Raw genomic sequence first — 12,759 nt, 5'->3', positions numbered from 1 at the left:
AAAGAAGTGTCTTTTGCAGGTTATATCAGATGTTTCTAAAGAAAGCTTTGTTAAGATAAGCCATTTTCAAATGCTTATGTATATATGTTATCAAATAATTTCTTATATGTGATGAGACTTAAGACGTATTTTTCATTCATCATATAGTCGGATGAAAAATTAATATTCGATTTCATCAAAATCCTTCGGCTGCGGTACAGTTTGCATATTAGCTGCATCTTTAGGATCGCTATAAATTGCATTTTGCTCTGTATTTACATCTTTTATATTTTGTTTTTTATTTTTGTTCACTTTACCTTTCACTTACAATCACTCCTTTTTGTTATAGGAGTAATTATGCCCTATTACCGTTACTAAATGTATCAGCGACTAAATTACTAAATTCACGTAAATAATATAAGTAATTATCACCGCCGTAGTTATATCTTTTGTTATACATTTTTGCAACAACTACATTATATTCAGGTATTACTAAAATAGTCGGTCCAGTAATCCCTAATATTTGATATGACCCTTTTGGAACACGTTCACCAAGTTCGCTTAATTGTGCAGGTTCATTTTGAACGAACCAAAACAAGCCATTTTGTGGTAGCTCTTTATTTACATATGTTGGACTCTGCAAACTCGTAGCGATTTTTATAACTTCTTTTGGCACAATTTGCTTACCATTTATCACACCTTGATTTAAATGAAGATTGCCCCAATAAGCAAATTCTCTAGCTGAGACAAACAAATTTTTTTCAGTACCGTCATCTACCGTACCAATTTCACTAATTGCGTCTTCATTTGGATTATTAACAACGCCAACTAAATTTTCATCTCGCTGAACTCTCCAACCTGTTTCTTGAAAATTAGCAGGCTTAAAAACACGCTCCTTTAACAATTCAGGAAAACTTTTGTTATATAGCTGATAAATAAGACGTGTCATCATTCTTACATTAATATCTCTATATGCCCATGCTTGTCCCGGTTCAAATTCACGAAAAATTGTCCCGTCATTCATTTCTTCTAATCCGTGCGAATGTGTTACTAAATGTCTTATCGTTGTTTTACCAAGCAATGCAGGATCAAAGTCTTTAAAATATTTTATCGCTTCATCATCAATAGAGTTTATTTTCCCCTCGTAAAGCGCATACGCTATCATTAATCCTAAATAACTTTTTCTAGCAGAAGCAACGTTGAACTGCGAAGATGCAGTTACTTTTTTATTAGTCGCTGTATTTGAGTGATAACCGCTATAATGCTCTAATACGACTTTATTATTTTTTATAATACAAAGTGCTGTAGCAGAACTATGATTTTTTTCTTTTATATTCTCTACCCAAGAAGTCAACTTTTCGTATGTATACAAATAAATCCTCCTTAATCCTAATACAAAATTACAGCATGAAAGAAAAGTATAAACAGTATTTACACCTTTCTTTCATGTAAAATAGTTTTGATCTTCTATACTTAAATGATCCACCAGTTCCAGCAATTAAAGCAACCAAAACATCCGGCACAACCTACGCAACCACCACATCTGCCGCCGCCACAACCGCCACAGCGTCCACCACAACCTCCGCATCCGCCACAACGACGTGCATCGCCTTGGATGTAATAATATGGATATTGACTTTGTTGTTGATCCCAATACACAACATTACCAGTTTGATAATCATTAAGGTTTAATGTTTGTAATTCATGTTGAAACTGATTCATTACGAACCCCTCCATTTATAAATATAAATTTCGCCCAAACGTTAAAGTTTATATATTTTTGTAAAACAAAATAGAAACAAGACTATAGACTAAATGCGTACATCAACAAAATATGAACTTACACTAGGTGATGTACCTTGTTTTTTAGCCTATTTTCTTTATATCCTTGCGATGGACCTATTTACTATAAATAGAGTGATTTAAAAATTACTTATCCAACAATTTAGTAGTTCATCACTTAACTTTCTTTCTAGTAATTCCTTCACTAATGGCATTGGCATGATTTCATAATGATTTAAGGCTTCTTTATTATAATCTATCCAGTGAAATGCTAAATGAGACTCGCTAGATTTCGGTGTTAAGTCCGTATGTAAATCTTGTGACTCTACTTCAAAAATGTGGTTAATTTCATGATGAAGTACTTCTTTATCTTGCCATTGATTTTCTATGACTCCTAAAAATTGTTGTATACTACAGTTTACTCCAAGTTCTTCCCTTAGCTCTCTTATTAATGCATTCTCTGCTGATTCTCCAATTTCAATATGGCCACCAGGTAAAAAATAATAATGGCCAATATATTCAGCAACTAATATTTTTTCATTTTTTATCATGACTGCTCGTACAATATGATGGAATTTACTTTTCAATTGATATCCCTCCTAGTTATTCAATGTATAGTTGCTCAAAATAGTCATTTAGTATTGGTATAATATAAATCATAGGTGTTTCATACGGATGAATATCATTAATAACTTCAAGAGCATCTTTTACAATTTCTCGTTTACACTTTATTTCAACTTTACATTCTTGCCCTTCGCATATTCGCCCAATTTCTCCATTAAAAGGAGATGCCTCGTCTAAAGGTCTCCAATATCCTTTCACTGAACTATAGGAAAGGCAATGGTCATATTCGCCCGTTTTACATGCTCCAATTTTATTTAATTCATCCCTTAATGTTTCAATATATTCTTCAGGAATGAACACTTCAATTTTCACTTCAGTAAATTGCATATTTCATTTCACACCTTTACTTCCTAATAGTTAAACAAATAAACGATATACTTGCTCACCATCATACTCTTGTCCTAATGATATGAAACCATATCGTTCATATAATTTCTTTGCAGAGAGATTATCTTTATGTACTGTTAATCTTATTTCTTTACACGATTTAAAAGTATTTTTTATTATATTAATACTTTCTCGTAATGCTGCTTTTCCATAACCATTACCTTGCTGCGATTGATCAATAATAAATCCGTTAATCCAATACATATCCGATGTCTCTCTTACAACAGCATGCATAACAAAACCAACCATAAGGTCACCATGGTATATAGCGAATGGTATGTACTCTACATTGTCACCATCTGGTTTTATATATACTTTAGCAAGCGAAACTGCTACGGGTGGAACAAATTTCAACTGATTTTCTTTAACTTGTAGTTTTAATGCTTCTTCCCAATTTTCTCTCGTAACAACCTTTAACTGGATATTCAATATTGTAAGCTCCCTTATATAGAGGATGTATGTTTATATTCAACGCATTGAAATAATTCCCTTTTTCGACAACAACTTATAACATAATTTTTATAAAATCTTGAATAAATTTTTGTTCATCTATTTCTAATGCTATATGGGCTCCTTCAGATATAGAGCTAAGGCGAAAATCAGCAAATGTTTGTCCTTTCGTATCTCCGTATGTATCAACATTCACTGTACGATGTACAAATTCAAAAAAGTTTGGATTTACTAATCCACTTATAGCAACCACATCATGAAGCAATGGCCCTTCGATAGATGGATTAAGTTTTTGGTATGCAGAAAAATAGTAATCATACATTGGTTTCATTATCGTATGGAATGGATTCTTTGAATTAGCTTGAATATAGTCAAACACATTTGGTGTTAACACAGCTTTGTTTGTTACATTCAAAGGGAATATTAATAAATTCTTTGCTTGATGGAAAACAATTTTACTTGCTATAGGATCTCCATACACATTTGCCTCTGCTAACGGCGTAACGTTTCCTACTTCTAAAAAAACACCACCCATGAAATAGATTCCTTTTACATTTAGCATTAAATCATTCCATAAATTAAAAGCAATTGCTAACGAGGTAGATCTTCCTACATCAACAATCGTTAAATCTTTTCCGTACTTTATAAGAATCGCAGCAATACTGCCAAAATTGTATATTGGAATAGATAATACGCTTTCTGGAACATGGATGGTACCTAATCCTTCTGCTCCGTGAATTTCAGGGTAGTACGTAGTAATTTCTTCTGTAAGTGGTTTTGTTGCACCACTAATGACAGGAATGTCTTGTCTATTTGCTAACTGTAAAATATACGCTGCATTATGTGCAGCATGTATATGCTCAACATTTCCGTATCCAGTTACAATACCGACAATTTCAATTTCGGGATGCAGTAAGCCATACATAATGGCAAATGAGTCATCAATACCTGGGTCTCCGAAAAATAATACTTTTTCCAAGAAATACGCTCCTCTCACGAAAAAATCGAGTCATTAGTAACTATGTATATGAAAAAAGCAAGTATATCTATGCAAATTTTAGAATGGATAATGTTTTACAAAATATTAAAAAGGAACTAGCGTATGCTAATTCCTTTCTTGAGTAACCATTCTCAAATTTAATTAATTATCGTATCCTTCATAAATTGCATCATTTATTTGATTTTGTATTTTTGTATCATCAGGTACAGGTTTCCACCAATTTCCTGTAATGAATAACATAGTTAATAAATTATAACTATCACTAAAATAACTTTCTCTCTTATTCTTCATCCAATCCCAACCGCTATTTACCCACTTTTGATTATTGCTACTTGTTATACTTGCAGCAATAAACGGTGAAACAAATACAGCAGTTGAATAACTACCAATATTAGATCCATTTAATTGATAACCATCCACAATTTTAGAAGGATTTCCATTCGTTTTATTTTGAATCCACGAAGAAACTTTATCAGAAATGACTTTACTTCTTTTCTCGCCGTACATCGCATAGTCCATTACAATTCTCAATGGTACCCGACTAGCATTGTAATAATATGCATTTGTATATTCTGACTCCTCTAAGAAGTCTTTAGGTGCGGGTTGTGGTGGGTTTTTTACAACGAAATCTGAAATAAGTCCTGTATTTGGAGAGTACTTATTACTAAATTGCGTATAAACATCGTACAAATTATTAATAACAGTAAGCCAAGTTTTATCACCTGTAAATTCATAAAATGCTCTAAGGTGTGACATCATCCAATCAGATGGTCTCGTATCAAGTGAACTTTTAGAATCCCAATCTCCTAAATTTAGTCGGTTATTATTTGTAACATTACTAGCTTTAATACCTTTTGTAATCATGTCTTGTGCTTCTTTCAAATAATTAACTGTTCCATTAGATCCCCACTGCTTATGAGCAAGAAGAAGAGAATACGCAATATCTAAATCTCCATCAGTAGCGGAATCAAAATGACCTTGTGCTTTTTTACTATCTGCGACAACCCATCCCATTAAATTAGGATTTTGAGAACTTTTAAAAGTTCTTGCTGTTTTAAATAAACCGTCATAGATTTTTTGAGCATTCGAATCATAACCAGCCATTAATACTGTAATTATCATCCCATACCCTTGACCTTCTGAAGTTCCAAGTGGCTTAAACCCATCTGCATCACCTGTAATCTCTCCTTTTACATAATAACCACCAGGTAAAGAAGATAAATCATTTTTCAAATATTTCTTTTTCCAATTATCGTAGTAACTTCTTACAGAAGCATTTAAACTTTCCTGTGTAACATGATTCGGTTTTATAACACCTGCATAATTAACTTGCTGCGGAAATGGTTTCATTTCCTTTGCAGCAGCTACTTGTTGATTAACTACGGGAATAGAATTTTGTACTGAATTGTCCGTTACACTTGCTGCGAAACTAGAATTAGAAAAACTAGCTAGTCCGATTCCTACAATAGAAATACATGTGAAAATTTTTCTTTTTCCATTCATTATGTTGTCAGCTCCTTTTAAAATGCTTACTACATAAAATGTAACATACAATATTTAACTGAAATACAAAATATTATATTTATCAACATAAGAAAGAAACTATATAAAAAAGTATCTTAAAGTCATTATTGAATTACATTATACGGATTGATTATTTGCTAAATTCCCATGTTTTTCTTTTCTTAATACTGGTATATGAGCAATCAGAATTCCAAGTATAGTAATCACTCCGCCAATTATCGAAACTAAAGTTGGCACTTCTCCTAACCATATCCAAGCAATGAAACACGCAGTTATTGGCGTTAAATATAGAGAACTTGTTGCTTCAGAAGCACCAGCACGAGATATAATATAGGCCAATGCAATATACGGGAGTACTGTTGGAAAGACACCTAAATATATAACGCTCAAGTTAACTTCAAGAGGAGCTGCTAGTATTTCTTGATAAACTCCGGGTAAGAAAATAAGCATACATATAGTACTAGACAAAATTGTATATATGGTAAATGGTAAGAAGCCGTATTTTTTTAAGTAAGATGTTTGGAAAACGAAAAATAGACTTTCTGAAATCGCCGCTAATAATATAAATAACCCCCCGCTATTTAATTGAATAGCGTCGCCTTGGCTAAATGAAATTAAGGCAATTCCTGCAAAACTCATTACACCACCGATCCAGCCATTTAATTTCATTTTTTCATTCAAAAAAACAAAAGCAAGAATTGCCGTCACTATTGGAGTGACTGAAATTATTAAACTTGCAGATCCAGCATTTACTGTTTTTTCGCCGTAGTTTAATGCGATGTGATAAATAGTAAACCCTAAAGCACCAAATATAAAAAATGCTGGGATATCCTTTAAATCCGGTAGTCGTAGTTTGTATATAAATGAAAATAACAAAAGTATAAATGAAGCGATTAATAAGCGTAGTAAAGTAAGGTGTTCCGGCGTATAAGATTCAAGCCCCATACGAATTGCTGGAAAAGCAGTTCCCCATATAAGAATTGTAAAAGCGTGAGCACATATAATGCGTAAATCCCATTTTTTATTATGCATGTTTTCTCTCCCTCCCTAATAAACCAACCATTTTTAAATTACCAATTATTTCTTTTCATCATATTTAATAGTTGATACAATGTCTTCAACCAGTTATTTATCGGAAAAACCAACCACTTTTAAATAAACGAGGGAGTTTTTTATATGACAAACGATAAAAAAGTGCCCAAATATCGGCAGATAATAGACTATATGAAAGAAAAAATTGAAAACGGAGAATGGCCAATTGGAAGTAAAATCCCTAGTCAGCGGCAGTTAGCAAAATTATTTCATGTAAATCGAAGTACTGTAATAACTGCGCTAGATGAACTTATGGCAGATGGTTTAATTCAAGGACAAATCGGAGCAGGAACAATTGTAACAAATAATACATGGTCATTATTAGCAACTAATCCCCCGCCCGATTGGAGTGAATATGTAAAGGCAGGTATTCATAAACCAAGTAAGTTAATGGTGCGAGAAATAAATGCAGCAGAAGCAAATAAAACGCTTATCCATCTTAGTAAAGGTGAACTTGCACCTCATCTTTTCCCGCTCGAAACTATGCAATCTATAATAAAAAACGTCAGTGAGGAATTAGATTATTTCGGATACGAAGAACAAAAAGGTTTTTATCCGTTACGGGAAGCAATAAGTAAATACGTAAAATCATTTGGAATACATGCATCACCGGGTTCTATATTAATAGTGTCTGGTGCACTCCAAGCATTACAATTAATATCAATTGGTCTTTTACATAGAAAATCAACTGTTTTACTTGAACAACCTTCTTACTTATATTCACTTCATGTTTTTCAATCAGCAAATATAAATTTATCCGGTATATCAATGGATCATCACGGTATTTTACCTAACGACTTATTAAAGCGAATTAAATATAGTCAAAAGAATAATATTTTATATTCAATCCCTTGTTTTCAAAATCCAACGGGGATATTGATGTCCAAAGAGCGAAGAAAAGAAATATTAAAAATATGTGAAAAAGAGCAATTGCCTATCATCGAGGATGATATTTACCGAGAGTTATGGCTTGATGAATCACCTCCAGCTCCTTTAAAGTCGATGGATAAACATGGACATGTATTATATATTGGTAGTCTCTCTAAAACACTTAGCCCAGGACTTAGAATTGGATGGATAATCGGACCAGAACCTGTTATTGATAGATTGTCAGATATAAAAATGCAAACAGACTATGGATCCAGCTCTTTATCTCAAAGAGTAGCTGCTGAATGGATAAATGAAGGTTTTTATGAAGAACATGTAGCAAACGTAAGAATGCACCTGAAAGAACGAAGACAAATAATGATACGAGCTTTAAATAAATATTGTGCAGATATTGCATCGTGGGATATTCCTAGTGGTGGATTTTTTATTTGGCTAAAGGTTGTACATAACATTCCGATGAAAAAACTATTTTCAGAGGCACTATCAAAAGGAATTCTTTTAAATCCGGGACGTATTTATGAAGAAGAATCAGATCAGTACATTCGTTTATCATATGGATATGCTACTCCAGAACAAATGACTAACGGAATTAAATTGCTCAGTGAATTAATTCGGAAGTTAACGGCATAAAAAAAAATCCTCTTTTGTTTTTGGAGGATTTTTTTATGTATCTTATTTACCACAATTTCATTTCCTGCCCTAATAAAATAAGCTCTTCATAAGGATCTCCGTCAATATTTAATACTTGAGCAAAAGCAGGTTCTGTTTTTAAACCTTGTTCCTTTAAGTGAATAACTTCTTCCCTTATATGGGGATGCTGCATTAATAACATGTGTTCCACTATCATATGTCTATATGCATTTTGATTACGCACTGGCTTAGGTTGAGCAAATAATTCAAATTCAAAACCTTCGAATTCAAAATTCACCTTTATCGATTCAGTACCTTTCATTTTTTTCTTTTTTATATTGAACCCTCTATAAGAACCATATAAAGATCTCATTTCCTGCTCAAAAACATCAAAGTTATATACTTCCATTACAATATCTAAGTCAGATTGAGGAGTATCAATTCTTATCGGGATTGTCCCGCAAAGAACAGGATTATATAAAGCTAAATCCTCCATTATGTTTAGGCTATTCAAAACATCATATATTTTTTGTTGCTTGTCATTCCCTGATTGTAAATATGTAATAGATGTAAACATGGAAGTCTCTCCTTCATTTCACGTAATACGTGTCTCACTAAACTCAAGAAAAATTTGTCCGTTTAAACTTGTTCTTGAAGTACCTTTACTTCAATATATTAAAGTGAATAAACAATATGTTTCAACTTTTCTCCTATGCTGCAATACTATAAAAATAAAAAGGGAGGAATTATGATGAGCATTTTCAACATTCTTTTAACCATCCACATATTATTTGGAACGATATGTTTAATAACTGGGATAATAGCGATGGTTGCTCAAAAGAAGAAAGGTAAACATACGGAATGGGGTGAAATATATCACGCATCCTATGTCGTTATCACCGTTACTGCCATTATATTATCCATTATAAACTGGGATAAAATCGCATATTTATTTTATGTAGCAATCTTCTCTTATTCATTTGCGATTTATGGATACCTTGCACGAAAAAAACGTTGGAAAAATTGGCTCTATCACCACATTAGAGGTATGTTAGGTTCTTATATAGGTGCAGTCACTGCACTTTTAGTAAATGTCGGCATCCATATTCCCATTATAAATTTACTTCCGCCAATATGGTTTTGGTTTTTACCCACCTTAATTGGTATCCCCCTCGTAGCCAGTGTATCAAAAAAATATAAAAAGCGTAGTTGAAATTAATTACATTTTGATTACTTTCTGATTATTAGAATGAAAAATTATAATCTATGTATCACGAATGATATCATGAGTGCTCGCCCTATGAATATTTAAAATACAATGCCGCCCAACAGGACGGCTCTTATTTTTACTTTACAAACGTAACATATTCACCAGAAACCCATTGATTTCCACCAACATTATACCAACCATCTTTATATCCAAATGATTGATATTTTTCACCTTGATACACGTTTTTCACAATGCCGTAATTTGTTCCTGGGCCGGTACGAACACGTAATACATCAGCGATTATAGTAACTACACCTATACCCTCATTTGATGATTGTGAAGGTGTTGGCACATTTCCTCCCGTATAACGAATATATGATGGATCGTTAAAAATCCACTGATCGCCACCGAGATTTAACCAGCCATTTGATTGCCCAAATACTTTGTAGGACTCTCCTTTCCCTAATTGACGAATAACGCCATATCCAGTACCAGGTCCTTTTCGTAAATTTACATTACTACCGTTAATATAAGCAATCCCTACACTATCATTCGACGTGGGAGGAGCCACTACGTTTTGAGCACCTTTTCCAAAAGTATCCGTTCCATATCCTTTGTAGTTATATTGCAAATGCGGGCTATCCACAAATCCTTTCCAGTCACCGCCCCATTCAAAACCAATTTGTTTAGCATAACGAATTGCTGATGCTCACGGTTCTTTATTATAGCCATTCCAATCTTCTGTACCATTCGACTGAATTGGAACAAAATCTAATGCCTGTCCTACTAAGTGATATGAGCGCATCGTTTGTGATGCTCCTTTACGAACATATTCACGTTGTTGCTCGACCGTTCGGATTGTTTCATAAATTAATACTTCAATTCCATTGTCGATACAGTACTGATACCACTTAAAAGCTGCAGCTTTCGTATTATCCGCTAATTTATTCAGATTACTTACATTTCTATTGTGGTATTTCAATATGCAACATCTCCTTTTCTATTATCCTATGCAAAACTCGTCTCACGGGTTGTACATATACCTAGAACGATACGAAGTACAAATACATAGGAAGCCAATTCAGCTAAAAAGGTTTTCACTTCTAGCTTCAAACTTTGTAAGTTGAAATCGAAGCAATAAAAAAACCACAACCTAAGTCTTCCCAGTTGCGGTTTTTGGTATTTTCTTTTTATATGCTACATGCCTTCTTGCATTGATAATCCTAATATACAGGTTGTGTAAATTTTCCCTTTATGAATAACACTTCTTATTCATGACTTTTCAAATCCAATAATATTGAATGTAAACGATCCGGATAATTAGTAAACATCCCATCGACTCCCCATGAAAGTAACTTTTTCATATCTTTTTCATTATCTACTGTAAATGGATGAACTTCTAATCCGTTTTTCTTTATTTTATTTACATAATCTGAATCAATATATTTGTAATTCATACCAAGACCTATGCAGTACATTTTATACTTTTCTATCTCTAATTTTGTTAATTGAACTGCTTTTTTATAAGGTAATAATTGTACTATGGATATATTACTATTTAAGCTATGAATCTTTTGTAGACTTTCTTCACTAAACGATTGAATAATAACTTTATCCTGTATTTCGTAGTGATTAATAATTTCTAATAATTTTTCTTCCATTCCTGGATATTCATCAGGTGTTTTTGTTTCAATATAATAGTTCGCGTTATGCCCAAACGTTTCAATAATTTCTGTTACTGTTGGGACTTTTGCATTTTCAAATTCTTTCTTTGCTAAATTCGGATATTTTTCATTGAAAAGAGAGCCAACATTTAGTTGCTTTATTTCTTCTAATGTATGCTCTTTTACCAGCCCAGTACCATTCGTTGTACGGTTTAATGTTTCATCATGCATAGCCACTAAATGTCCATCTTTTGTCATTTGAAGATCAATTTCTATATAATCTCCATTCATTTGTTGGCCTAATTGATATGCTGCTATTGTATGTTCAGGTGCATACGCAGAAGCACCTCTATGTGCGATATTTTTTATATGATTTGATTGATTAATAGCTTTAGTATACTTATGTTCATTTATTTTCTGAAAAACAAAGATACTTATTACTATAAAGGCACAAATTATTGTAACGGGATATATCTTTTTCATAACGATTTATAAGCTCCTATATAAAGACGATTTAACTTGAATGATTTACTCAATTAAATGTCGATTTTCCAATACAGTCATTTTGCCGATAGCTTGAAATCCCGATTTTTTATAAATGTTGATTCCATCGGGTGAAGCTTGTAACACACAATACATATTTTTTAATTTTTGTGCTTCTTGCAGAAGGAAATTGAACATAGTAGATCCGAATCCTCGTCCTCTCATTTCCTCTTTAGTTGCGATATCATAAATACCAATACTATCTTTTGAACATATCAATGAACCAACAGTTACGACTTCCCCTTCATAAAATCCTAAAAATAGTTTCATATTTTCACTGTTCCATAAATCAAGATTAGAAATTTGATTATAGAATGCTTGTACATGTATACCTTCTTCTGATGTGCCGAATAGATTAGCTAACATTTCTCCAAATTTTTTTACTTGTGCAGGTGAAGATGCCTGTTGAATTGTAAAACTTACTGGCATGTTTATTGTTGGAGAAATTGCTTTTAAGTCTGCTACCATCGCAATATTCTGTTCCGCTTCTTTTAAACCAATTTTAATTAACTTGCTTTTTATATCCCGCTCTTGCTCCTCATCCCATAACCAAACACTCATTGGAAAATTCTTTTGATTATAGTAGTCTACCTCCTTATATAATTTCTCTATCCCTACCGTTAAATTATTGTTTAATAGAGTGATGACATTGAATGTATCTGCAGGTAATCCGCAATCAACAGCAATATAATCTTTCGTTTCTTTTATATTCATTCCGGGCACAAATTGCGCAACATATGAAGTTTTAAATGTAAAGTTATCTATTAATAGTTGTTTATAATTCATCAATAGTTCTCCTTTTCATAAAAAGTAATCCTCGAATTCTTCTATATTAAATATAATATAGAAGAAATTTACCTTTTTCTATAAAAAGTACCTCTTTAAATTGTGCTCTATAGTTTAAAATAATTAAAAATGATATAACGTTGTCGGAATGAAAAAAGTGGTATATAATAAATATTAACATTACTAGTAATTATTTTAGG

The 12,759-nt window shown here is 32.6% G+C and carries 14 protein-coding genes and 1 pseudogene; 2 read left to right on the top strand and 13 right to left on the bottom strand.

Going from position 1 to position 12,759, the window contains the following annotated elements; all coding sequences use genetic code 11:
* Positions 1-159: 159 nt before the first annotated feature.
* The 9 genes from ACTFRY_RS17140 to ACTFRY_RS17100 form a co-directional block, all read right to left on the bottom strand.
* Positions 160-303, bottom strand: a complete 144-nt coding sequence (locus tag ACTFRY_RS17140) for a hypothetical protein (RefSeq protein ID WP_098616616.1) — start codon at positions 301-303, stop codon at positions 160-162.
* A gap of 31 nt (positions 304-334) precedes the next feature.
* A complete protein-coding gene (locus ACTFRY_RS17135) occupies positions 335-1,351 on the bottom strand; it encodes a serine hydrolase domain-containing protein (RefSeq protein WP_098616615.1) in 1,017 nt (338 codons plus the stop codon).
* Positions 1,352-1,452: 101 nt separating this feature from the next.
* Positions 1,453-1,701, bottom strand: a complete 249-nt coding sequence (locus ACTFRY_RS17130) for a heterocycloanthracin/sonorensin family bacteriocin (RefSeq protein WP_001071345.1) — start codon at positions 1,699-1,701, stop codon at positions 1,453-1,455.
* A gap of 200 nt (positions 1,702-1,901) precedes the next feature.
* On the bottom strand, positions 1,902-2,348 hold the full coding sequence (locus tag ACTFRY_RS17125; protein ID WP_098616614.1) for an NUDIX domain-containing protein: 447 nt from the start codon (positions 2,346-2,348) through the stop codon (positions 1,902-1,904).
* Between the two features lie 16 nt (positions 2,349-2,364).
* Positions 2,365-2,712: a divalent cation tolerance protein CutA gene (cutA, locus tag ACTFRY_RS17120; protein WP_001160788.1), complete on the bottom strand. Its 348-nt coding sequence runs from the start codon at positions 2,710-2,712 to the stop codon at positions 2,365-2,367.
* A gap of 30 nt (positions 2,713-2,742) precedes the next feature.
* A complete protein-coding gene (locus ACTFRY_RS17115) occupies positions 2,743-3,201 on the bottom strand; it encodes a GNAT family N-acetyltransferase (protein ID WP_001025613.1) in 459 nt (152 codons plus the stop codon).
* 76 nt (positions 3,202-3,277) lie between these two features.
* Positions 3,278-4,201 (bottom strand): nucleoside hydrolase, encoded by a 924-nt coding sequence (locus ACTFRY_RS17110; RefSeq protein WP_098616613.1) that lies wholly within the window; start codon positions 4,199-4,201, stop codon positions 3,278-3,280.
* Between the two features lie 162 nt (positions 4,202-4,363).
* On the bottom strand, positions 4,364-5,725 hold the full coding sequence (locus tag ACTFRY_RS17105) for a glycosyl hydrolase family 8 (RefSeq protein WP_016118017.1): 1,362 nt from the start codon (positions 5,723-5,725) through the stop codon (positions 4,364-4,366).
* A 138-nt stretch (positions 5,726-5,863) separates the two neighbouring features.
* The gene (locus ACTFRY_RS17100) at positions 5,864-6,778 is read right to left on the bottom strand and encodes a DMT family transporter (RefSeq protein WP_098616612.1); all 915 of its coding nucleotides are present in this window, start codon (positions 6,776-6,778) and stop codon (positions 5,864-5,866) included.
* 144 nt (positions 6,779-6,922) lie between these two features.
* Between ACTFRY_RS17100 and norG the strand changes: the two genes are divergently transcribed.
* Positions 6,923-8,356: an efflux pump transcription regulator NorG gene (gene norG, locus ACTFRY_RS17095; protein WP_098616611.1), complete on the top strand. Its 1,434-nt coding sequence runs from the start codon at positions 6,923-6,925 to the stop codon at positions 8,354-8,356.
* A 46-nt stretch (positions 8,357-8,402) separates the two neighbouring features.
* Here the strand turns inward: norG and ACTFRY_RS17090 are convergent, their stop codons facing one another.
* Positions 8,403-8,933, bottom strand: coding sequence for a DUF4269 domain-containing protein (locus ACTFRY_RS17090; protein ID WP_000495169.1), 531 nt, complete (start codon positions 8,931-8,933; stop codon positions 8,403-8,405).
* Positions 8,934-9,107: 174 nt separating this feature from the next.
* On the opposite strand from ACTFRY_RS17090, the gene ACTFRY_RS17085 reads away from it, so the two are divergent.
* The gene (locus tag ACTFRY_RS17085) at positions 9,108-9,569 is read left to right on the top strand and encodes a DUF2306 domain-containing protein (protein ID WP_086409016.1); all 462 of its coding nucleotides are present in this window, start codon (positions 9,108-9,110) and stop codon (positions 9,567-9,569) included.
* 133 nt (positions 9,570-9,702) lie between these two features.
* Here the strand turns inward: ACTFRY_RS17085 and ACTFRY_RS17080 are convergent.
* The 3 genes and pseudogenes from ACTFRY_RS17080 to ACTFRY_RS17070 all read right to left on the bottom strand — a co-directional run bounded on the left by ACTFRY_RS17080 (position 9,703) and on the right by ACTFRY_RS17070 (position 12,559).
* Positions 9,703-10,548, bottom strand: a pseudogene (locus ACTFRY_RS17080) (SH3 domain-containing protein).
* 286 nt (positions 10,549-10,834) lie between these two features.
* Complete coding sequence (locus ACTFRY_RS17075; RefSeq protein WP_098616610.1) at positions 10,835-11,713, bottom strand: glycerophosphodiester phosphodiesterase; 879 nt, start codon at positions 11,711-11,713, stop codon at positions 10,835-10,837.
* Positions 11,714-11,758: 45 nt separating this feature from the next.
* Positions 11,759-12,559: a GNAT family N-acetyltransferase gene (locus ACTFRY_RS17070; RefSeq protein WP_141541466.1), complete on the bottom strand. Its 801-nt coding sequence runs from the start codon at positions 12,557-12,559 to the stop codon at positions 11,759-11,761.
* Between the last annotated feature and the right edge of the window lie 200 nt (positions 12,560-12,759).

The organism is Bacillus cereus group sp. MYBK195-1 (assembly GCF_051916605.1).
In the GTDB taxonomy this organism is placed as follows: domain Bacteria; phylum Bacillota; class Bacilli; order Bacillales; family Bacillaceae_G; genus Bacillus_A; species Bacillus_A cereus.
The sequence above is the reverse complement of the archived record's forward strand: the minus strand, read 5'-3'. Positions and strand labels throughout refer to the sequence as shown.

Bases quoted from the DNA above. Each gene is read 5' to 3' on its own strand.
- norG (WP_098616611.1), top strand. From the start codon at position 6,923: ATGACAAACGATAAAAAAGTGCCCAAATATCGGCAGATAATAGACTAT.
- ACTFRY_RS17100 (WP_098616612.1), bottom strand. From the start codon at position 6,778: ATGCATAATAAAAAATGGGATTTACGCATTATATGTGCTCACGCTTTT.
- ACTFRY_RS17085 (WP_086409016.1), top strand. From the start codon at position 9,108: ATGAGCATTTTCAACATTCTTTTAACCATCCACATATTATTTGGAACG.
- ACTFRY_RS17075 (WP_098616610.1), bottom strand. From the start codon at position 11,713: ATGAAAAAGATATATCCCGTTACAATAATTTGTGCCTTTATAGTAATA.
- ACTFRY_RS17130 (WP_001071345.1), bottom strand. From the start codon at position 1,701: ATGAATCAGTTTCAACATGAATTACAAACATTAAACCTTAATGATTAT.
- ACTFRY_RS17105 (WP_016118017.1), bottom strand. From the start codon at position 5,725: ATGAATGGAAAAAGAAAAATTTTCACATGTATTTCTATTGTAGGAATC.
- ACTFRY_RS17070 (WP_141541466.1), bottom strand. From the start codon at position 12,559: ATGAATTATAAACAACTATTAATAGATAACTTTACATTTAAAACTTCA.
- cutA (WP_001160788.1), bottom strand. From the start codon at position 2,712: ATGCAATTTACTGAAGTGAAAATTGAAGTGTTCATTCCTGAAGAATAT.
- ACTFRY_RS17090 (WP_000495169.1), bottom strand. From the start codon at position 8,933: ATGTTTACATCTATTACATATTTACAATCAGGGAATGACAAGCAACAA.